General features: G+C 70.6%; 17 protein-coding genes. 12 read left to right on the top strand and 5 right to left on the bottom strand.

The window, feature by feature from the left end:
- Positions 1–15: 15 nt before the first annotated feature.
- On the top strand, positions 16–1,374 hold the full coding sequence (locus NQO67_RS06530) for a mannitol dehydrogenase family protein (RefSeq protein WP_255947870.1): 1,359 nt from the start codon (positions 16–18) through the stop codon (positions 1,372–1,374).
- A 5-nt stretch (positions 1,375–1,379) separates the two neighbouring features.
- On the top strand, positions 1,380–2,636 hold the full coding sequence (locus tag NQO67_RS06525; protein ID WP_255947868.1) for a lactate racemase domain-containing protein: 1,257 nt from the start codon (positions 1,380–1,382) through the stop codon (positions 2,634–2,636).
- Positions 2,637–2,661: 25 nt separating this feature from the next.
- Here NQO67_RS06525 and NQO67_RS06520 read toward each other — a convergent pair whose 3' ends face one another.
- Positions 2,662–3,366 (bottom strand): response regulator, encoded by a 705-nt coding sequence (locus NQO67_RS06520; RefSeq protein ID WP_255947857.1) that lies wholly within the window; start codon positions 3,364–3,366, stop codon positions 2,662–2,664.
- Entirely contained in the window at positions 3,366–5,006 is a 1,641-nt protein-coding gene (locus NQO67_RS06515) for a sensor histidine kinase (protein WP_255947855.1), read from the bottom strand. The genes NQO67_RS06520 and NQO67_RS06515 overlap by 1 nt, the downstream gene beginning before the upstream one ends.
- A gap of 218 nt (positions 5,007–5,224) precedes the next feature.
- Between NQO67_RS06515 and NQO67_RS06510 the strand changes: the two genes are divergently transcribed.
- The 4 genes from NQO67_RS06510 (at position 5,225) to NQO67_RS06495 (ending at position 10,932) form a co-directional block, all read left to right on the top strand.
- Positions 5,225–6,040: an ABC transporter ATP-binding protein gene (locus NQO67_RS06510; protein ID WP_255947853.1), complete on the top strand. Its 816-nt coding sequence runs from the start codon at positions 5,225–5,227 to the stop codon at positions 6,038–6,040.
- Positions 6,030–6,896 carry an ABC transporter permease gene (locus NQO67_RS06505; protein WP_255947851.1) on the top strand — a complete coding sequence of 289 codons (867 nt, stop codon included), beginning with the start codon at positions 6,030–6,032 and terminating at the stop codon, positions 6,894–6,896. Before NQO67_RS06510 ends, NQO67_RS06505 begins: the two co-directional genes overlap by 11 nt.
- A gap of 38 nt (positions 6,897–6,934) precedes the next feature.
- The gene (locus NQO67_RS06500) at positions 6,935–7,990 is read left to right on the top strand and encodes an ABC transporter substrate-binding protein (RefSeq protein ID WP_255947849.1); all 1,056 of its coding nucleotides are present in this window, start codon (positions 6,935–6,937) and stop codon (positions 7,988–7,990) included.
- A gap of 503 nt (positions 7,991–8,493) precedes the next feature.
- On the top strand, positions 8,494–10,932 hold the full coding sequence (locus tag NQO67_RS06495) for a DUF8189 domain-containing protein (RefSeq protein ID WP_255947839.1): 2,439 nt from the start codon (positions 8,494–8,496) through the stop codon (positions 10,930–10,932).
- Between the two features lie 140 nt (positions 10,933–11,072).
- Here the strand turns inward: NQO67_RS06495 and fusA are convergent, their stop codons facing one another.
- Complete coding sequence (fusA, locus tag NQO67_RS06490; RefSeq protein WP_255947837.1) at positions 11,073–13,130, bottom strand: elongation factor G; 2,058 nt, start codon at positions 13,128–13,130, stop codon at positions 11,073–11,075.
- Between the two features lie 540 nt (positions 13,131–13,670).
- On the opposite strand from fusA, the gene NQO67_RS06485 reads away from it, so the two are divergent.
- Both NQO67_RS06485 and NQO67_RS06480 read left to right on the top strand, forming a co-directional pair.
- Positions 13,671–14,207, top strand: a complete 537-nt coding sequence (locus NQO67_RS06485; RefSeq protein WP_255947826.1) for a hypothetical protein — start codon at positions 13,671–13,673, stop codon at positions 14,205–14,207.
- Between the two features lie 173 nt (positions 14,208–14,380).
- Positions 14,381–15,790, top strand: coding sequence for a glycoside hydrolase family 28 protein (locus NQO67_RS06480; RefSeq protein WP_255947824.1), 1,410 nt, complete (start codon positions 14,381–14,383; stop codon positions 15,788–15,790).
- A 104-nt stretch (positions 15,791–15,894) separates the two neighbouring features.
- Here NQO67_RS06480 and NQO67_RS06475 read toward each other — a convergent pair whose 3' ends face one another.
- Positions 15,895–16,467 (bottom strand): LOG family protein, encoded by a 573-nt coding sequence (locus tag NQO67_RS06475; RefSeq protein ID WP_255947822.1) that lies wholly within the window; start codon positions 16,465–16,467, stop codon positions 15,895–15,897.
- 351 nt (positions 16,468–16,818) lie between these two features.
- On the opposite strand from NQO67_RS06475, the gene NQO67_RS06470 reads away from it, so the two are divergent.
- A complete protein-coding gene (locus NQO67_RS06470; RefSeq protein ID WP_255947820.1) occupies positions 16,819–17,865 on the top strand; it encodes an LLM class flavin-dependent oxidoreductase in 1,047 nt (348 codons plus the stop codon).
- Between the two features lie 111 nt (positions 17,866–17,976).
- Here the strand turns inward: NQO67_RS06470 and NQO67_RS06465 are convergent, their stop codons facing one another.
- Positions 17,977–18,789 carry an alpha/beta hydrolase gene (locus NQO67_RS06465; protein ID WP_255947818.1) on the bottom strand — a complete coding sequence of 271 codons (813 nt, stop codon included), beginning with the start codon at positions 18,787–18,789 and terminating at the stop codon, positions 17,977–17,979.
- Positions 18,790–19,015: 226 nt separating this feature from the next.
- Here NQO67_RS06465 and NQO67_RS06460 point away from each other — a divergent pair, with 226 nt between their 5' ends.
- From NQO67_RS06460 to NQO67_RS06450, 3 genes are all read left to right on the top strand, one after another.
- Entirely contained in the window at positions 19,016–19,717 is a 702-nt protein-coding gene (locus tag NQO67_RS06460) for a DUF4232 domain-containing protein (protein WP_255947816.1), read from the top strand.
- 152 nt (positions 19,718–19,869) lie between these two features.
- A complete protein-coding gene (locus NQO67_RS06455; RefSeq protein WP_255947814.1) occupies positions 19,870–20,664 on the top strand; it encodes an alpha/beta fold hydrolase in 795 nt (264 codons plus the stop codon).
- The gene (locus NQO67_RS06450; RefSeq protein WP_255947804.1) at positions 20,661–21,947 is read left to right on the top strand and encodes a cytochrome P450; all 1,287 of its coding nucleotides are present in this window, start codon (positions 20,661–20,663) and stop codon (positions 21,945–21,947) included. Before NQO67_RS06455 ends, NQO67_RS06450 begins: the two co-directional genes overlap by 4 nt.
- Positions 21,948–21,949: the final 2 nt, after the last annotated feature.

Genomic DNA, 21,949 nt, shown 5'->3' with positions numbered 1-21,949 from the left:
GGAGGAGATACGGCAGTGACAGCCCTGCACCGCAGCCGGGAGGCGCCCCCGGTACGGATGGCCCACCTCGGGCTCGGCGCGTTCCACCGCTCGCACCAGGCCTGGTGGACCGGCGTGGTCGGCCGCTCCGACCCGTGGGGCATCGCCGCCTTCACCGGCCGCAGTGCGACCGCGGCGACCGCGCTGACCGCCCAGGACGGGCTCTACACCCTGCTGGTACGCGGGCCGGAGTCGGACCAGGCCGACGTCGTCCCGGCCATCTCCCAGGCGATCGACGGTGCCGACACCGCCGCCCTGACCGGTTGCCTCGCCACTTCCGATGTCCGGGTGCTCACGCTCACCGTCACCGAAGCGGGCTACTGCCGGACCGGCGACGGCCGGCTGGACCTCGGCGACCCGGCCGTGCTCGCCGACCTCGCGGCCCTGACCGCTGACGACGGCCGCCCGCTGCGCACCGCACCCGCCCGGGTGGTGGCCGGGCTGCGCGCGCGACAGCGGGCGGACACCGGCCCCATCGCCCTGGTGCCCTGTGACAACCTCAGCGGCAACGGCGAGGCGCTGCGCCAGGTCGTGGCGGAACTCGCCGGCGAGCTCGATCCGCGCCTCGCCGAGTGGATCGCGGCGTCGGTGTCGTTCGTGTCCACGGCCGTCGACCGCATCACCCCGCGCAGCACCGCCGAGGACCTGGACACCGCGGCCCGGCTGACCGGCCGCACCGATCGGGCCGCGGTGGTGGCGGAACCGTTCCGCGAATGGGTGCTCGCCGGCGCCTTCCCCGGTGGACGGCCGCCCTGGGAGGAGGCAGGTGCCCAGTTCGTCGACGACGTCACCCCGTACGAACACCGCAAGCTGTGGCTGCTCAACGGCGCGCACTCGATCCTCGCCTACGCGGGACTGCTGCGCGGGCACCGCACGGTGGCCGACGCCGTCGCCGACGACACCTGCCGCGGATGGGTGCGGGAGTGGTGGGCGGAGGCCGCCCGACACCTGCCCCAGCCCGCTCGGACCCTGGCCGGCTACCAGGACCAGTTGATCGACCGGTTCGCCAATCCCCGGATCCGCCACCTGCTCGCCCAGATCGCCTCGGACGGCACGCAGAAGCTGCGGATGCGCGCGGTGCCGATCCTGCGCCGCGAGCGCGCCGCCGGCCACCGGGGCGAGGCGGCCCTGCGGATGCTCGCCTGCTGGATCGCCTACCTGCGCACCGAGCCGGCGGACCTGGCCGATCCATGGGCCGACCGGCTGCGCACCACCCGTCGGACCGAGGACCTGCTCGCGCTCGTCGCCCCGGACCTGGCCGACGACGACGCGCTGGTGGCCGACCTCGACGCCCTGGTGTCCCAGCAGGTGGCCCCGCACGGAAAAGGGAAGTGATCGACGTGACCCGAGTCCTCGGTTCGGCACAGGAAACCCTCACACCTGAGGCCGTCGACACCTTCGTCCGCGCGGCGCTCGACGCGGACGACTACACGGCCAAACGGGTCTGCGTGCTGGTGCCGGACGCCACCCGCAGCTGCCCGCTGCCCCCGTTGCTCGACAGCGTGCACGCGGCACTGCACGGCCGGGTGGCGGAACTGACCTTCATGGTCGCGCTGGGCACCCATCCCGCGATGACGGAACGCCAACTCGCGGCGCTGTTCGGCTATCCGCCGGGCCACAGCGAGCAGCGGTATCCCGGTGTGACGATCCGCAACCACGAGTGGTGGCGGCCGGAGGCGCTGGTGTCCGTCGGCACCATCCCCGGCGCGGAACTGGCCGAGCTCTCCGGCGGCCGGCTCCGCGACCCGGTGGAGGTGCGGCTCAACCGGGCCGTGGCGGACAGCGACGTGACCCTGGTCGTCGGACCGGTCTTCCCGCACGAGGTGGTGGGGTTCTCCGGCGGCAACAAGTACCTGTTCCCGGGCGTCGCCGGACAGGAGGTGATCGACGTCTCGCACTGGCTCGGCGCACTGATCACCAGCGCGGAGATCATCGGCACCCGGGGCATCACACCGGTCCGGGAACTGATCAACCGCGCCGCCGCGCGGGTGCCGAGCGAACTGCGCTGCTTCAGCCTGGTCGTCGAGTCCGGCACGACGGACCTGCACGCCCTCACGTACGGCGGCACCCAGGACGCCTGGGCGGCGGCGGCCGACATCACCGCCCAGGTCGACGTGCGGTACCTCGACGCGCCGGTGCGGCGCGTGCTGTCCCTGGTGTCGGACCGCTATGACGAGCTGTGGACGGCCGCCAAGGGCATGTACAAGGTGGAACCCGTCGTGGCCGACGGCGGCCAGGTCGTGCTGTACGCACCGCAGCTCACCGAGGTCAGCCTGACCCACGGCACCGCCATCGCGGAGGTCGGCTACCACTGCCGGGACTACTTCGTGAAGCAGTGGGACCGGTTCCGCCACCATCCCTGGGGCGTCCTGGCACACTCCACCCATCTGCGCGGCGGCGGGACCTACGACGAGTCCGCCGGCGAGCAGTGCCGGATCGAGGTCACCCTCGCCACCGGGATCGACCCCGAGACGACACGTGCGCTGGGGCTCTCCTACCTGGACCCGAGGTCGATCGACATCGCCGCGTGGGAACGGGATCCGCAGACGCTGGTGGCACGGAACGCGGGGGAGATCCTCTACAAGCTCCGCCCCTGAACGGTGGCCGCACCAGGTGTGCGCCTCACGCCTGGTCGTCACGCCTGGGCGAGGCGCAGGCGTACCGGTGCTCGGGCCGCCCCGCGTCGCCGTAGCGCAGCGACAGCTGGAGCACCCCCTGGTCCTGGAGGTGGCGCAGGTAGCGCTGGGCCGTCGAGCGGCTGATGCCCGCCTCGGCCGCGACCTCCTGGGCGGACAGGGCGCCGCCGGCCTCGTCGAGGATCTGGCAGATGAGCTCCACCGTGGGCCCGGACCAGCCCTTGACCGGTGCGGACGGGGCGGTCGCCGGGGTCCGGACGGCACCGAAGATCCGGTCGACCTGATGCTGCCCGGCCGTGGTCCTGGCGCTGGCGTCCCGCAGGGTGCGCCGGAGCTCGGCGTAGCTCTCCAGCCGGGTGCGCAGCGCGTCGAAGGTGAACGGCTTGACGAGGTAGTGCAGCACTCCGTAGCGGAGGGCGGCCTCGACGACGTCGACGTCCTGTGCGGCGGTGACCATGATGACGTCGCTGCGCAGGCCGCGTTGCCGCATGTCGCGCACCAGGTCGAGACCGGTCCGATCGGGCAGGTAGTGGTCCAGGAGCAGCAGGTCGACCGCTGTGCGCTCCAGTTCCCTGAGCGCCTGCAAGGCGTTCTGGGCCGTGCCCACCACGCGGAAACCGGTCACTCTGTCCACGTACGCGGCGTTGATCTCCGCGACGTGGAAGTCATCGTCGACCACGAGGACATCCATTACGACGACTCTCCTTGCAGGGCTGGGGACGGTGTCGGGGACGCATGCGCGACGATGCCGGGAAACGTGACGGTGAAGACGGCACCGCCGCCGGCCCGCACGGCGATGCGGGCGGTGCCGCCATAGCGTTCGGCGAGGCTGCGGACCATGGCAAGGCCCAGGCCCCGACCGCGGTGCGGGGGAGACTCCTTGGTGGTCCAGCCCTCCTCGAAGATGGTGCTGCGCAGTTCCACGGGCACCCCGGGGCCGTTGTCACTGACCCGGATCACGACCGTGTCGGCTTCCACGAAGGCCTCGACCTCGACGACGGGATGGGCGATGTGCCCGCCGCTCACCACGTCCAGGGCGTTGTCGATCAGATTGCCCAGCACGGTCACGACGTCCCGGGCCTCGACCAGGCCGGCGGGCAGCTGGGACCGGTCGGACAGCCGCAGGGCCACGCCGCGCTCGGAGGCGATGGCCGACTTCCCGACCAGCAGGGCGGCCACCAGGGGCATGCGGATGCGCTCGGAGACCTCCTCGGCGGACGCCCGCCGTGCATGCGTCAGGCTGGCGACATAGCTCCGGGCCCGCTCGTGCATGCCCAGTTCGAGGAAGCCGAGTGCGGTGTGCAGGCGGTTGGCGTGCTCGTGGTCCTGCGCCCGCAGCGCCTCCAGCAGGCCCTTGATGGAGTCGAGTTCCCTGCCCAGCAGCTCGACCTCGGTCCGATCGCGCAGCGTGACGACCGACCCGCCGTCCTGGGTCGGCATCCGGTTGGCGATCAGCACGCGGTTCCCCCGCACGGTCAGCAGATCCCGGCCGGTGACCTGCCCGGCGATCACATCACGGGACCGGCCGGGTGGCAGCACCTCACTGAGCGCACGCCCCTGTGCGCCCTCCTCGAGAGCGAGCAGGCGCGCCGCCTCGTCGTTCACCAGCCGTACCCGCTCCCGCTCGTCCAGGGCGATCACCCCTTCGCGTACGGCGTGCAGCATGGCCTCCCGCTCCGACAGCAGCGCGGAGATGTCGCTCACGGAAACGCCGTGCGTGCGCTTGCGCAGCGTCCGGGCCACCAGGAAGGCGGCGCCCGCTCCGGCGGCCAGGGCCGTGCCCGCGTACCGCAGCAGCCCCGGGAGTGCCGCGAGGAGACGGTCCTGCACGCTGGAGTACGCGATCCCCACGGAGACCGCGCCGATCACCCGCCCGGTGCCGTCGCGCAACGGTACCTTCGCCCGCGCCGAGGTGCCGAGCGTGCCTCGGTCGATCTGTAGGACGACGTGCCCGTGCAGGGGGACGGAGGGATCGGTCGACACCCGGCGACCCACCTGCCGCACGTCCGTGTGGGACCAGCGGATCCCGCGTGGGTTCATCACGACGACGTACAGGGCACCGGTCGCCTTACGGGTGCGCTCGGTCTGCCGCTGCACCGGCCCCTGCGGATCGGGATCGCTCGACAGCAGCCCCGTGACGATGTCCGGATCGGCCGCCGTGGTCTGGGCGATGGCCAGCGCCTGATGCTCGGCCTGGTCGTCGAGCTGCGTCCGCAGCGGCTGGAGGAACAGCCCGGTCAACAACAGCAGAACACCCGTGGTGATGACCAGCTGGGCGATCAACACCTGGGCGAACACCTGCCTCGGCCAGCCGATGCGCAAGCGGGCCACAGTGACACCTGCTTTCCAGAGCTGCCCCGGGGGAAGAGGGAGCGGTCTCGCCGGGGTGAGCGCACCGTAACCGGCAGGGTTTCGGCCAGGGAAGGCCCCGGACGGGAGCCGGTGCGCCGGCCGTCGGCACAATGAGCAAAACCCCGCGTAACGAGAACAACCAGCGGTTGCTGGCGAAATCTTCTCACCCCGCGGCTTTGTTCCTAACGTTCCCTGGCATGACAAGCCAATCGAGTCCGGCCATCGAACTGCGCGGGGTCCGCAAGGCCTTCCGTACGCCGTCCGGTGCCTCGCACACCGCGGTGCGTGATCTGGACCTGACCGTGGAGCAGGGCGAGTTCGTCGCCGTCGTCGGCCCGACCGGTTGCGGGAAGTCCACCACCCTCACCCTGGTCAGCGGCCTCGAGGAGCCGACCGAGGGGGAGGTGCTGCTGTCCGGCACGCCGGTGCGGGGTATCGACGAGAGGGTCGGGTTCGTCTTCCAGCAAGACGCGACGTTTCCCTGGCGCACCGTCCTGTCCAACGTCATGGCCGGTCCCCGGTTCCGCGGCGTTCCCAAGCCGGAGGCCAAGGACCGGGCCCGCGAATGGCTGGCCCGGGTCGGCCTGAGCGCCTTCGAGGACCGTTACCCGATCCAGCTGTCGGGCGGGCAGCGCAAGCGTGTCGCGCTCGCCGCCACCCTCGTCAACGACCCGTCCATCCTGCTGATGGACGAACCCTTCTCCGCCCTCGACGTGCAGACCCGCGCCCTGATGTCGGACGAGCTGATGGAGCTGTGGTCCGGCACGGGATCGTCGGTCGTCTTCGTCACCCACGATCTTGAGGAGTCCATCGCGCTCGCCGACAAGGTCGTCGTCATGACCGCGGGCCCGGCCACGGTGAAGGAGATCTTCACCATCGACCTGCCGCGTCCCCGCCGGGTCGAGTCGGTCCGCCTGGAGCCCCGGTTCGTGGAGATCTACCGGGAGATCTGGTCGTCCCTGGGCGCCGAGGTCCGGATCACCCGCGAAAGGGGAGCCAGCAATGCCGCCTGAGATCCGGAAGGCGACCGTGCCCGTCGACGTCGCCAAGCCCGCCCGCGCCACGGAACGCGCCCGCGCCGCACGCCGGCGGCGCCTGGCCGTCGGCCTCTCCCGCGCCGCCGTGCTCGTCTTCGTCCTCGGCATCTGGGAGTGGTTCTCCCGGGTGGGCATCATCGACCCGTTCAACTTCTCGATGCCCTCGAAGATCTGGGACCAGATCCAGCAGTGGGTCATGCACGGCACCCCGCAGGGCTCCCTGGCCGAACAGATCTGGTACACCCTCTACGAGAGCCTGCTCGGCTGGGTCGTCGGCGTCATCGGCGGTGTCGTGCTCGGTATCGCACTGGGACGCGTGCGGTTCCTCGCCGACGTCATGGGCCCCTACATCAAGGTCCTCAACGCGCTGCCCCGTATCGTCCTCGCGCCGATCTTCCTGATCTGGTTCGGCCTGGGACCGGCCTCCAAGGTCGCCTCCGCCGTCGTCCTCGTCTTCTTCCCGGTGTTCTTCAACGCCTTCCAGGGCGCCCGGGAAGTGGACCGCCACCTCATCGACAACGCCCGCATCCTCGGCGCCCGCGACCGCCAGGTCACCTTCCAGGTCGTCATCCCCTCCGCCACCTCGTGGATCTTCACCAGCCTCCACGTCAGCTTCGGCTTCGCCCTCATCGGGGCCATCGTCGGGGAGTACATCGGAGCGACCAAGGGCATCGGCCTGCTGGTCTCCACCTCCCAGGGCACCTTCAACTCCGCGGGCGTCTACGCGGCCATGGTCATCCTCGCCGTGGTCGCCCTGCTCGCCGAGGGCCTGCTCACCTTCATGGAGAACCGGCTGTTCCGCTGGAAGCCCGCCGGCAACGAAGCCCGCTGACCTCTTTTCCATCACCGCGTCACCCTCAGGAGCCGCACATGCCCCGTCGCACCCGCACCACCAAACTGACCACCGCCATCACCGCACTCGCCGCCCTGGCCGCCCTGAGCGGCTGCGCCGACGAGGTGTCCTCCGACGCGTCGGACGGTGGCGGAGGCGGCAAGGGAGACAAGGTCAAGATCATGGTGGGAGGCATCGACAAGGTCATCTACCTGCCGGCGATGCTGTCCCAGCGACTGGGCTACTTCAAGGACGAGGGCCTCAACATCGAGCTGCTCAGCGAGCCGGCCGGCATCGACGCCACCACGTCCCTCGTCGCCGGAAACGTCCAGGGGGTCGTCGGGTTCTACGACCACACCCTGGACCTCCAGACCAAGGGCAAGCAGGTCGAGTCCGTGGTCCAGCTCGCCCAGACACCCGGTGAGGTCGAGATCGTCTCCAACAAGGCCGCCGGGGGCCTGAAGTCCCCCAAGGACTTCGCCGGCAAGAAACTCGGCGTCACCGGCCTCGGGTCCTCCACCGACTTCCTGACGAAGTACCTCGGCGTCCACGACGGGGTGTCGACCGACAAGTTCACCAACGTCGCCGTCGGCGCCGGGCAGACCTTCATCTCGGCGCTACAGAAGGGGTCCATCGACGGCGGCATGACCACCGACCCGACCGTCGCGCAGATCCTCGACAAGAAGCTCGGCAAGGTCATCGTCGACATGCGCACACCCGAGGGGTCGCAGAAGGCCCTCGGCGGGCTGTACCCCTCGTCAAGCCTGTACATGAACACGGACTGGGCGAACTCGCACAAGGACACCGTCCAGAAACTCGCCAACGCCTTGGTGCGCACGCTCAAGTGGATCTCGTCGCACGATGCCAAGGAGATCGCGGCGAAGATGCCCAGCGACTACGCACAGGGCGGAGAAGGCCTGTACGCCCAGGCGATCGAGAACACCCTGCCGATGTTCACCAAGGACGGCAAGATGCCGGCCAACGGTCCGGCCACGGTGGAGCGCGTCCTGAAGTCCTTCAACCCGAACCTGAAGGACGCCACCATCGACCTGAAGAAGACCTACACCACCGAGTTCACCGACAAGGCCGGGTGACACCGCGGCCGGGGCGGCGCCGCGCGAGGGTGGCGCGGGTCACCGGACTGACCCGCGCCCCTGTGCGGGCGTGCACCACCGCTGGGGCGCCGGTGCACGCGCCATGTCGTCATGTAGCTACCCGGTGCGGCTCATTCACTCCATACCTCAGTAAATCGCGCACTGCACGCCACAAAAATTACCAATTAATATTGACGGGTTCATGTTCGGTCGCTGATCCTCCTCCTGTCGGCGGCGCGTGCGGCACATGCGGCGCGCGCGGCGCGTCCGGCGCATCCGTGTGAGGTGCGGGAGACCTTGAGGAGACATATGAGACGTCATGGAATAAGCGGATTCAGTGGATTCAGTGGATTCAGTGGAATCGGTGGCATGAGAAGGTCCGGCGACCTGTCCCACAGGCGGCGGTTAGCCGCTGCGGCGTGCGGGCCCGGCGCGTCCCTGAGGACGCACTCGTGATCGGCCGTCGGCGACCACGCGGGACCGTGCGGCGCTGGACCGTTCGCGTGTCCGTCCTGGCGCTGGTCGCGGGAGCGTTCGGCCCGGTCGGCCTGGCGGGCGGTGAGCGTGCCGGGGCGGCGACCACGATCCCGGTCGAGATCGATCCCGGGACGCGCTACCAGACGATCCAGGGATGGGGCACCTCGCTGGCCTGGTGGGCCGAGGGCTCCGGCGGCTGGTCCTCGACGGCGGCGAAGAACGCGCTGGCCGACGCGTTGTTCTCGCCGACCTCGGGACTCGGGCTCAACGTGGTGCGCTACAACATCGGGGCCACCACCCCGACCGACCGCTGTGCGGCGCAGCTGCGGCTGGGCGGCGCGGTGCCGTCCTTCGAGCAGAGCCCGGGGGTGTACGACTGGTCCCAGGACCCCAACCAGCGGTGGATGCTTCAGGCCGCCAAGGAGCGCGGTGCGGACGTCTTCGAGGCGATCCCCTATTCCGCCCCGGACTGGATGACCGTCAACGGCTGTAGCGCCGGGGCGGACACCGCGGGCGCCGACAACCTGCAAAGCTCCCAGTACCACGCCTACGCCCAGTACCTGGCCACCGTCGTCGCGCACATGCGCGAGTCCTGGGACATCCCGGTCACCCAGGTCGAGCCGTTCAACGAGGCGGTGCTGTCGCAGTGGAGTTCGGCGGGCCACCAGCAGGCCATGAACGTGAACACCACCGCGCAGAACACCATCATCGGCTACCTCCACGACGAGCTGGCGGCGGCCGGGCTGGGCGACGACGTCGGCATCAGCGCCCCTGACGAACTCGGCAGCGCGGGCACCATCGCCGACTACAACGCCTACGGGCCCGCCTCCCAGGCCGCCGTGACCCAACTGAACACGCACGACTACCGCGTCGCGGACGGCAGCCCGCTCCAGCGACTCGGTCAGCAGACCGGGAAACCGGTGTGGATGTCGGAATGGGGCTCCGGAACCGAGTCCAGCCAGATGGCGGCCGGCCTCGTGCTGTCCCAGCGGATCCTGACGAACGAGCAGCAGATGCACCCCAGTGCGTGGGTGATCTGGCAGGCCGTGGACGGCGGCCAGGACAACGGGAACATCAACGACCTCTGGGGCCTGGTGTGGGCCGACATCGCGTCATCCGGTACCGGTGAGCTGACCTTTCCCAAGCGGTACTACGTGATGGGGAACTACTCCAAGTTCGTCCGGCCCGGGTACGAGATGATCGACAGCGACGACCCGAACACGTTCACCGCCTACGATCCCACCGGCGACAAGCTGGTCATCGTGGCCACGAACCCGACCACCGCGTCCGAGTCGGTCAGTTACGACCTCAACCGCTTCTCCTTCGCCGCCGGTGCCGCGGCCACCGCGTACCGGACCTCGGCCTCGGAGAACCTGGCGTCGGTCGGCAGCGTCCCGGTCGGCTCGAACGGCTGGCTGCCGGTCACCCTGCCCGCCCAGTCGGTGACCACCTACGTCATCCCGAACGCCAGCGCCGCCGGGGCCCGCAGCAGCCAGGTCGTCCGTGCCGGAGCGCAGGTGGACGCCTTCGGCCGGGCCGCCGACGGCTCCGTCTCGGCGAACGTCAACACTCCCGGCAGCGGCTGGTCCGGCTGGACCTCGCTCGGCGGCGACCTCACCTCCGACCCGGCCGCCATCCGGTACGGCGACCGGATCGAGGTCTTCGGACGGGCCGCCGACGGCTCCGTCACGACCGACACCAAGGCTTCCGGCGGCGGCTGGTCCGGCTGGACCTCGCTCGGCGGAGAGCTGGCCGGTGATCCGGTGGCCATCGACTACCACACCCAGCAGTCCGGCGACCAGATCGAGCTGTTCGGCAGGGCGCCGGACGGCTCCGTCAGCACGGCCGTGTACACCCCGGGCAGTGGCTGGTCCGGGTGGAGCAGTCTCGCCGGCAGCCTCACCGGGGACCCGACGGTCATCCAGTTCGGCAGCCAACTGGAGCTGTTCGGCCGGGCGCCCGACGGCTCCACCTCGTACAACGTGTTCACCCCCGGCAAGGGCTGGTCGGGCTGGGCGAGCCTCGGCGGCGTCATCACCGGCGACCCCGCCGCCGTCCAGTACGGGCAGCAGGTACAGGTGTACGGCCGGGGCTCCGACGGCGCCGTCTGGTCCGACGTCCGCACGCCGGGCCAGGGCTGGTCGGGCTGGCAGAGCGTGGGCGGCACCATCGTCGGAAACCCGGTCGTGACCCCCTACGACACCACGCAGTACGGCGCCCAGCTGGAGATCTTCGGCCGCGCGCCGGACGGCGCCACCTGGTCCAGGGACTACACCCCCGGCAGCGGCTGGTCGAGCTGGTTCTCCGTCGGCGGCAAGCTGGCCGCGGACCCCGTCGTCGTACGGTACGGCACCCAGCTCCAGCTCTACGGTCGCGCCGAGAACGGCACGACCTGGTCCGACGTCTACACCCCCGGCGGTGGCTGGACCGGCTGGCAGAGCATGGGCGGCAACGTCCTGCCCTGACCGGCCATCTGTGGCACACCCGGTACACCCGGAAGACCCGCCCCCCCCCGGAACGCCGGCAACCGGGATCGGTGCCCCCGCCGACCACGCGGTGGCCCCGTCCGCACACCCAGTACGGACGGGGCCACCCCCAACGGACGTCACCGGCCGGCGGGGACCGCGGCGGGCGCCGGAGCGTGGCCCGTGGGGCGGGCCGTGAAGGTGCCGCGGCCCTGGGTCCCGCTGCGCAGGCGCGTCGCGTAGCCGAACAGGCCTGCCAGGGGGACGGTGGCCGTGACCACCGTCGCACCCTGCCCCGTGCAGGAACTCGTCACCCGGCCGCGGCGGGCCGCCAGGTCACCCAGCACCGTGCCGACGGTGTCCTCGGGCACGGTCACCGTGACCTCGGCGACGGGTTCGAGCAGGACCATGACGCACTCCCGCAGAGCCTGCCGCAGACCGAGGCGGCCCGCCGTGCGGAAGGCCGTCTCCGAGGAGTCCTTCACATGGGTCGCCCCGTCCGTGAGCGTCACCAGGAGGCCGGTCACCGGATGACCGCCGAGCGGCCCCTCGGCGAGCGCGTCACGGCAGCCGGCCTCGACCGCGCGGACGTACTCCTGCGGCACCCGACCACCGGTCACCGTCGAGCGGAACACGAAGGCCGGCGCGCCCGGTTCGACCTCCAGCGGTGCGACGTCCAGGACGACATGGGCGAACTGGCCCGCGCCGCCGTCCTGTTTGACGTGCCGGAAGACGACACCGGTCACGCCCCGGCCGACCGTCTCGCGGTAGGCGACCCGCGGGCGGCCCACCGCGGCCTCGATGCCGTGGTCGCGGCGGATCTTCTCCACCGCCACCTCCAGGTGCAGTTCGCCCATGCCCGACAGCACCGTCTGGCCGGTCTCCGGGTCCGTGCGCACGGCCAGCGACGGGTCCTCCTCGGTGAGCCGGGCCAGGGCCGTGGCGAGCCGGCCGGTGTCGGCCGACCGGCGTGCCTCGACGGCCACCGACACCACCGGTTCGGCGGTCCCCGGCGGTTCGAGCACGAGCGGCGCGCCCGGTGCGCACAGGGTCGTGCCCACGCGAGCGGACTTCAGCCCGACCACGGCGACGATGTCCCCGGCGACCGCCTCGTCCAGCGGGGTGTGCCGGCCGGCCATGACCCGCAGGATCCGGCCGACGCGGTCGGTGCGGCCCGCGGTCGCGTTCCACACGGCGTCCCCCTTTCCGATCGTTCCCGAGTAGATCCGTACGTAGGTCAGCCGACCGGTCTGCGTGCCGCTCACCTTGAAGGCGAGGGCAGCCAGCGGGGCCTGCGGATCGGCCTGCCTGACCTGCTCGCCGCCGTCGTGCACGCCGCGTACGGGCGGCACGTCGAGGGGCGAGGGCAGATACGCCACCATCGCGTCGAGCAGCGGCTCGATGCCCCGGTCGCGGTACGCAGAGCCGCAGAGCACCACCACGCCGTCGCCGCTGCGGGTCAGGTCGCGCAGCGCACCCGAGAGGGTGGCCGCGGACAGCGTCTCCGTGTCGCAGAACTCCTCCAGCGCGACCGGGTGCAGCTGTGCCACCGTCTCCTCCAGCAGTCTGCGCCGCTGCTCCGCCTCGTCGCGCAGCACGTCCGGCACCGGGCCTTCCCCGGCTCTGCCGCCGGTCCAGGTCAGCGCCCGCATGCGGACCAGGTCGACGACGCCGGTGAAGGTGTCCTCGGCGCCGATCGGCAACTGGACGACCAGCGGCGCCGGATGCAGCCGTGCCCGGATGGACGAGGCGGTGGCGTCCAGGTCGGCGCCGGCCCGGTCCATCTTGTTGACGAACACGAGACGCGGCACACCGTGCCGGTCGGCCTGCCGCCACACGGCCTCACTCTGCGGCTCCACACCGGCGACCGCGTCGAACACCGCGACGGCGCCGTCCAGGACGCGCAGGGAACGCTCCACCTCGTCCGTGAAGTCGACATGGCCCGGCGTGTCGATCAGGTTGATGCGGTGATCGTGCCAGGCGCAGCTCACGGCCGCGGCGAAGATGGTGATGCCACGGTTGCGTTCCTGCGGGTCGAAGTCGGTGACGGTGGTGCCGTCGTGGACCTCGCCCTGCTTGTACGTGGTACCGGTCGCATAGAGGATCCGCTCGGTGACGGTGGTCTTGCCCGCGTCGACGTGCGCGAGGATGCCGAGGTTGCGGACGTGGGCGAGTCGATGGGTGCGGTGCGTGCGCATGGCGCAGTGCCTTTCGGGACGTTCCGGGAAACCGGGCAGCGCGATGCATGGGAGAACGCTGCGGCCTGACTGGACGGACAGGCCGGGAAGGGATGTCAGACGTTCGTCACGGACGTCTGGTGCCTGGCGCGCAGCGGGCACCAGACGACCGAGGACACCAGGATCACCGAGTACCGGGCACAGGGAGCGACGCCAACGGTGTGGTCACGCATGGCCGGCTCCCTTCCTTCATCCTTCGACGACGCGGTACGGACCACGCGCCGTCGCACAGGCCGCTCGGTCCGTGGCGAGTGTAGGGAGGCGCGCGGGCGAGCGGCATCACATTTTCCGCCGCCGGCGAGGGGGTCGCCGATGACCTCTGGTTCGGCGCGTCGGCTCACGGCTTCACGGACGCGGACGTCGAGGAACCGATCGGGACCCGGGACCGGTGGTCGACCACCCCCAGGGGGCAATTCGATGGGTTGGGCCGCCTGCCGTCCTCTCGGCGGACTACTGTACGGACGCGGCTCGTCACCCACCGTCGCACGAGGAGGAAGTTCCGTGTCGTCGTCCTGTGACCCCCGGCATGCTCCCGCCGGCGATGTGAGCGCAGCACTCATGGTGATCGACTCTCGACTCAAAGCCGTCTACGACGGCAGGACCAGGACCGACCCCGAACAGCAGGCGATGATCGACCAGTTCGCCGCCTCCCTGGGCCCCAGGGGAGTCGATGACGTGCTGGACGGCGCCTGCACGCTCATCTACATGTTCATGCAGTGGCTGCGCATGGCCTACGAGGAGCATGACGAGGACGTCATCGCCTGCGTGGTGCCCAACCTGGTGGCCACGATGCGCATGATGCCCAAGAGCGTTCGCCCCGAAGCCATCCCCACCATGGCCGGCCTGCTCGTCGCCGCAGGCACCGGCCTGAGTCCCGGCCTGTGGCGCAAGCAGTACGGGTACTGGACCGAGGGCGAGATGACCCCCCTGGAAGCCACCGCCTTCCTGCTCGCCGAGCACATCAACCGCCTCACCGACGACCGTGACTTCGCCACCCGCATGATCAGCGAGGCGCTGTCCCAGGCGGACGGGGACTGACACCCCGCGCCCCACGGTTCGCATCGTGCCGGCCGGGGCACATAGGGGTCGAAGATCCATCCGATCGCCGACTGATCGCCGACTGATCGCCGACCACAAGGGTCTGCCCCGGTCCGCAGGAACCTCCGACGTCGACGTCCGCGACAGCGGGGCACAGATCCTGAGGAGAGGACATGAACGCGATGGACACCTTCCGGCTGACCCGCAGACATCTGCTCCTGGCGGCGACGGCCGTGGGCGGGGCGGCCGCCCTGCCCGACGTCCTCGCCGGCAGCGCCGCGGCAGCAACGCGCCACGGTGACGGAGCCTGGGACGCCGCCGCCGACCGGATCGTCGCGGGCGTCCGCGCGCCGCGCATCCCGGCACGGGACTTCCTCATCACCGCTTTCGGTGCCGTCCCGGACGGCACGACCGACAACACCGCCGCGCTCGGCGCCGCGGTCAAGGCGGCCCACGAGTCGGGCGGCGGCCGGGTGGTGGTCCCGGCGGGCACGTGGGCCACCGGCCCCATCCACCTGCTGTCCCGGGTGGAGCTGCACGTGGCCGACGGTGCCACGCTGTTGTTCTCCACCGACCGTGCGGACTACCTGCCCACGGTCTACAGCCGCTGGCAGGGCATCGAGCTGATGAACTACTCCCCGCTCATCTACGCCTTCGGCCAGCACGACATCGCCATCACCGGATCCGGCCTGCTCGACGGGCAGGCATCCGACGCCACCTGGTGGGCATGGGCCCAGACCGGTGGCGGCCCCGACTTCACCGCCTTCGAGGCGACCGTCAACGCCGGCCTACCGGTGGCCCAACGGGACGGAACCGGATACCACTTCCGACCCGCCTTCGTGGAGCCGTACCAGTGCGAGCGGGTGCTCATCGAGGGTGTCTCCTTCCGCAACTCCCCGTTCTGGCACCTGCATCCGACCCTCTGCCGCGATGTGACGGTACGCGGCGTCACCGTCGAGTCCGACGGCCCGAACACCGACGGCTGCAACCCTGAGTGCTGCGACGGTGTACTGATCGACTCCGTCTCCTTCAACACCGGAGACGACTGCATCGCCATCAAGTCCGGCCGTAACGCGGACGGGCGCCGGGTGAACATCCCCTGCCAGAACATCGTCATCCAGAACAGCGCCTTCGCCGACGGCCACGGCGGAATCACCCTCGGCAGCGAGATGAGCGGCGGCATCCGCAACGTGTACGGCCGGGATCTGACCATGAACTCCACCGGTCTGGAGTCCGGCCACCGGCTGAAGACCAACTCGGTGCGCGGCGGCTTCCTGGAGGGCACCCACGTCTACCGGGTCGACGTGCAGGCCATCGGCGGCCCTCTGCTGCTGATCGACTTCAACTACGGCGAGGGCGACTCCGGGTCGTTCCCACCCACCGTCACCGACATCAACCTCAGCCACTGGAAGGTCGCCGCGGCCAGTCAGGGGTGGGACATCCAGGGCTATCCGGACGACCCCGTCGGCAGCGTACGGCTCAGCCACGTCACGGTCGACGGCCCGCTCGACACGCCCAACATCGCCGAGCACGTCGACGATCTCGAACTCCACCAGGTCGTCATCGACGGGGTCAAGCAGTGACGCAAGACGTTCGCCGTACGTCCGTCGTGCATCCGTTTGTGGCCTTCTCGACGGGCTTGGGGACCGCGGCGATCTGGACGGGCCGCGGTGCGCCGTCGACCCCGTCAGCTTCCGTGCGCGGGCTGCGGGCCGCGGCGCAGCCGCTCCTCCAGCGCGTCCAGCAGACCGGGGAGCGCGGGTGCGACGGCGAGGTCGTCCAGGGTGGACGCGGGCAGGAAGCCGGAGTCGGCGATGCCGCGCAGGGCGTCGAGCAGGGGCGTCCAGAAACCTCCGGCGTCGAGGAGGCCGACCGGCTTGGCGTGGAAGCCGAGCTGGCGCCATGACCACACCTCGAAGATCTCCTCCAGCGTGCCGAGCCCGCCGGGCAGGGCGACGAAGGCGTCAGCGCGCTCGGCCATCATCGCCTTGCGCTCGTGCATCGAATCGCACATGAGCAGCTCCGTCACCTCCTCGTGCGCCCACTCCCGCTCGACCATGCTGCGCGGCATGACACCGACGACCTCGCCACCCGCCTTCAACGCGCTGTCCGCCAGCACCCCCATCAGCCCGCTGCGGCCGCCGCCGTAGACGAGGCCGATCCCGCGCCGGGCCAGCTCCGCGCCCACGTCGGCGGCCAGTTTGGCGTACGCCGGATCGTTCCCGTCGGACGAGGCGAGGAAGACGGCAAGGCGGCGCACGGGGACCTCCGGGACGGCGGGGCGGAGCCTTCGGTGTACCACAGACGCGCCGGCGCTGACCACGGGTTCTGCCGTGGGCGATGATCAACGGGACCGGTGTCGCCGGTGAAGATGTCGGTCAGATGGGCGCCGCGGCGGGTGCAGACGGCGATGGCGGTGATCCACTGGGATGAGCGGTCGGCCAGTTGCTGCACCTGCCGAGCGTCAGCTGCGAGATCTGGCGTCAGCCGCGAGATCTGGGCAACGCCCGTACGGAGCCGCCACCACCGTCCGCCCTGATGTAGCGAAGCGCCAGAAAGACATGTGACAGACAGGTCTGGCAACGAGGTCACTCCGGGAGGAGACACGGCCATGAAGTTCGGAATCCTGTTCCGTCCCCAGGATCCGCCCCATGCAGAGGGAATCGTGCAGCGCTGGCAGGAGATCCTGGCGGCCGCGCGGGTGGCAGAGGAGGCCGGTTTCGACGGGCTCTTCGTCCCCGAACACCACATGATGCCCGACGGCTATCTGCCCTCCCCGTGGGCGGCGCTCGGCGCGCTGGCGGCGATCACCGAACGGGTCGATATCGGCACAACGATCCACCTGCTTCCTTTCGAGCACCCGATCCACGTCGCCGAGCACGGCGCGATGGCCGACATCCTGTCCAACGGCCGCCTCCGCCTCGGCGTCGGCCTGGGCAACTTCCCGTCGGAGTTCGAGCTCTTCGGACTCGATGCCAAGCGCCAGGTGTCCCGGTTCGAGGAGGGCATCGAGATCGTGCAACGCGCGTGGGCGGGCGAGGAGCTCGACTTCCACGGCCGGCACTTCAACGTCAAGGGCCACATCACACCGAAGCCGGTGAGCCCCCAGCTGTGGATCGGCGCGATGTCCGAACCGGGCGTGCGTCGCGCAGCGCGCTTCGGCTGCCCGTGGCCGACCGATCCGCTGCACAACATCGAGGTCATGCGCTACTGGACGGAGCTCTATCGCGCCGCCGGAGTGGAGTACGGCACCTCGGACAAGCTCGCGGTCAACCTGCTGCGCGACGGCTGGGTCGGCGACTCGCTGGAGGACGTCGAGCGCGTGTGGTGGCCGCACATACGCGCCGATCACTGGTTCTACTTCGAGCAGGTCCCGCGGTGGGTGGCCGAGCGCGAGCCGTTCCTCGAGGGCGTGACGAAGGAGGAGGACTTCAAGTTCGACCGCCACCGCCGCGACCGCCTGATCGTCGGCAGCCCCGACGACTGCATCGCGTCGATCCGCGCGTTCCAGGAGACGATCGACCCCGCCTACCTGATCATGACGTTCCGCATGGCGGCCGGGCCCAGGCACGAAGAGGAGCTCAGGTGCATCCGCCGGTTCGGTCGCGAGGTCATCCCCGCGTTCCGGACCACGGACCGCGCGGCCGACGCGGTCTGAACTCCGGCACCGGCGCGCGCATCGGCGTCGGCGCGAGCCCTTTCCAGGACACGCCGGCACCGGTGCGGCCGGTGACGGCGCGCGCCGGAGACCGGTGGGGGAGGAGGGGCGTCAGCGGGTGGTGAGGACCCGGTCCATGAAACCGGTCACCTCGGCCAGGACTTCGTCCCGGTCGGTCTCGTTGAACACCTCGTGCTGGGCGCCCGGCCTCAGGTGCTCGGTGAAGTCGTCACCGCGCAACTTCTCGATACCGGTGCGGGTGCCGTCGAGCGGGACCAGCCGGTCGTCCGAGCCGTGTATCCAGAGGGTGGGCAGCGGGCCGAGGTCGCCGGCGTCGGAGATGGTGCTCATGGCCCGGTCGAACGCGCTCACCGTCGGGCGCTTGAACGGCCCGTGCCACACCAGCGGGTCCGCCGCGTAGGCCGTGCCGACCGCCGGGTCGCGGGACAGCGTGCCCGGGTCGATCGGCACGTAGGGCAGCTCGTCCAGGCCCAGTTGGTCCTCGATCGTCTGCCAGCGGCCGAGTACGGGGCCGGACAGCACCAGCGCGGTCAGCGTGGCGGAGTACCGCTGGGCGTACCGGGCCGCTATCAGCCCGCCCATCGAGTGGCCGACCACGATCACCGGCAGGCCCGGATAGGTGGCCCGGGCCAGTTCGTCGACCGTGTGCACGTCGGTGACGACGTCCTCGAAGTCCTCGATCACCACCCGGTCGCCCTCCGACCTGCCGTGGCCCATGTGGTCGGGGCCGAGGACGGCTGCCCCCGCGCGCAGCAGGGCGTCGGCGACATGCGGGTAGCGTCCCATGTGCTCGCCATAGCCGTGGATGAGGAGCACCACGCAGCGCGGATCGGGGTGCGACCACTCGTGTGCGGTGATCGCACCCCGGGTGCCGGCCAGGGTGTGCATCCGTGCGTCGGCCATCGGTCGGTTCCTCCAACGTCGTCGGTGGCGGCTGGTAAGAGATCACGCCGAGCGTAGGGGGCGGTGACGGTGGACCGGGAGGGGGTGTGAGCACGCTTCCCCCGCATTCGGGGAGCCGGCGAGGCGGGCGCGGCAGGGGGAAGCGTCGCTTCCATGTGCGTGATCCGTAACGATCCTCGGGCGCACCGGTCCGGCACCCCGGACCGTTGCATCCTTGCGAGTCAGCGTGACCGTACGTCAGCCCACACCCACGGGGATCAAGATGCACACCTACCGCAAGACCACCCGTCGCACCTGGCGGCTCGGTGCCCTCGGCATGACCGTCGCCGCGTCTCTGGCGACCACGGCCTGTCAGTCGGGTGACGGCAAGGCCGGCGAGGACGCCTCGCCGTCGAAGCCGACCGCCTCCGCGACCCGGACAGGCGGCTCCGGTAACACCGGCGGCGAGACGGGTGGCACGTCGGGCGGCGACGGGGGCGGTACCGAGGAAGGCACCTGCACCGGCACGAACACCCACGTGACCCTGGAGTTCGCGCTGCCCGCGCACAAGGACGACGCGAAGCTCCTGCTCACCGTCACCAACACGAGCGACAAGCCCTGCAATCTGTACGGCTATCCGGCGGTCAGGTTCGGCCAAGCGCAGTCCGTGCCACCGCCCTACGAGGACTCCAAGCCGCAGGCCGTGGTGGTCCTCGACCCGGGCAAGGAGGGCTACGCGGGCGTACTCGCCAACCAGGGCAAGGAAGACGCCACCACCGAGAAGACCCTCACCGTCGCGTTCCAGGGCAAGAACATCGGCAGCGACACGGGGGAGGCCACCTCCGTGAAACTGCCCACGACGGAAGGCATCGTGGTGGATGACACGATCCACGTGACGTACTGGCAGGACATGTCGGAGAACGCCGTGTCGCCGCTGTTCCACCCCTGACCCGCCGCGGCCCCGAAGGCATCGGCGCGGCACGATGCCGGCCCGAAGGGCTCGGGCCGGCGGCCTTGCGCAGCCGGCTGATTACCGCCATTGTGATCGGAGTTGGGTCGGTTTGACCGGCCGGCCCACTCCGTCCGGCAACGGGAGTCAGCGTGACCGCTTTACCTGTTCTGCCTCATGGACTGCACGGCGACGGCCCGCACAAGGTGATCGCGATACACGGTTGGTTCTCCGACCGCTCCGCCTACGACCCGGTGCTGCCGGATCTCGACCTGGCTTCGTTCCAGTACGCGGCGGTGGACCTGCGGGGGTACGGCGAGGCCAGGGACATGAGTGGCGCGTACACCACGGCGGAGGGCGCCGCGGACGTCATCGCGCTGGCCGATCGGCTCGGCTGGGACCGGTTCTCGGTGATCGGCCACTCGATGGGCGGCTGCATCGCTCAGCGGACGGTGGCGACCGCGCCCGGACGGGTGCGCAGGATCGTCGGTGTGTCGCCGGTACCCGCATCCGGCCTGCCGCTGCCTCCCGAGCAGTGGGAACTCTTCTCCGCCGCGGCGCAGCACCCGGAGAACCGCCGCATCATCCTCGACCTCACCACCGGAGGTCGACGCCCCGCGGCCTGGCTGGACCGCATGGTGCGTCGTTCGCTCGAACGCAGCGAGGTGAAGGCGTTCCGGGCCTGGCTGGACTCCTGGGCCGGCGAGGACTTCCACGACCAGCTCGACGGTTCGCCCGTGCCGGCCCTGTCCGTCGTGGGCGCGCTGGACCCGGCACTCTCGGCCCAGGTGCAGCAGGCCACCTGGATGCGCTGGTTTCCGCAGGGCGAACTGGTGGAACTGCCCTCATGCGGCCACTACGCGATGGACGAGGCCCCTCTCGACCTGATCCGTGTGGTGGAGGACTTCCTACGGGCCGACGGGCAGGAGGGCGAGGCGAGGGCGTGAGCGGGCAAGGCACCGAACTGCCGGGACAGGCGCCGATACCGGATGTGTTCGACCCGAGGCAGTACGCGCGGGGCGTCCCCCACGATCGCTACCGTCAGCTGCGCGATCACCACCCGGTGGCATGGCAGGAGGAGCCGGAGGTGCTCGGCTGGCCGGCCGGCCCCGGCTTCTGGGCCGTCACCCGGCACCACGATGTCGTGCGTGTCCTGAGGGACTCCTCGACGTACTCCTCGTATCTGGGCGCCACCCAGATTCGCGACCCGGACCCCGCCGACCTGCCGTTCATCCGCCGCATGATGCTCAACCAGGACCCACCGCACCACCGGCGCCTGCGTGCCCTGGTCAGCCGGGCCTTCACGCCGAAGCGCGTGGACCGTTTCGCCGCGGTCGCCCGGGAGCGCGCCCGCTCCCTGCTCACCCGGGCCGTCGCCGGGGCACGGGCCACCGACGGCACCTGCGACCTCGTCGCCCAGGTCACCGACGACTACGCGCTGCTCAATCTCACCGACCTGCTGGGCGTACCGGACAGCGACCGGGGCCTCCTGCTGCACTGGACCCAGCGCGTCATCGGCTACCAGGACCCCGACGAGGCCGGAACACCGGTGCTCGGGGCGGACGCCAAGCCCGTCAATCCGAGATCCCCGGCAGCGCTGCGGGACATGTTCGACTACGCGCTCTCGCTGGCGGCACACAAGCGGCGCCACCCGAGCGACGACGTGATGACCGCCCTCGGCTCGGACCCGGAACTGACCGAGCCGGAGCTGGAGATGTTCTTCTTCCTGCTGGTGGTGGCAGGGAACGACACGGTACGCAGCGCGGCACCCGGCGGCCTGCACCTGCTGGCCCGGCACCCCGAGGCCTACCGCCGGCTGCGCGACGGCGAGGCCGATCTCAGCACCGCAGTGGACGAACTGCTCCGCCGCCACCCACCGGTCCTGACCTTCCGGCGCACCGCCACCCGGGACACCGAACTGGCCGGCACGCGGATCCGCACCGGCGACAAGGTGGTCGTCTTCCACGCCTCGGCCAACCACGACGAACGCGTCTTCACCGACCCGCACGCCCTGGATTTGTCCCGCTCCCCGAACCCCCACGTCTCCTTCGGCGACGGCCCCCACGTCTGCCTGGGCGCCCACTTCGCCCGCCTCCAGCTCCGGGCCCTGTACGACGAGGTCCGCCGCACCCTGCCGGCGTCGCTCCACCTCACGTCCCCACCACGCCGCCTGGTGTCGAACTTCATCAACGGCCTGAAGACCCTGCCCGTGCAGGTGGCCGGCTCCTGACC

The sequence above is a fragment of the Streptomyces odontomachi genome, assembly GCF_024435355.1.
GTDB lineage: Bacteria > Actinomycetota > Actinomycetes > Streptomycetales > Streptomycetaceae > Streptomyces > Streptomyces odontomachi.
Note: the sequence above shows the minus strand (reverse complement) of the source record. Positions and strands in the feature narration are given on the sequence as shown.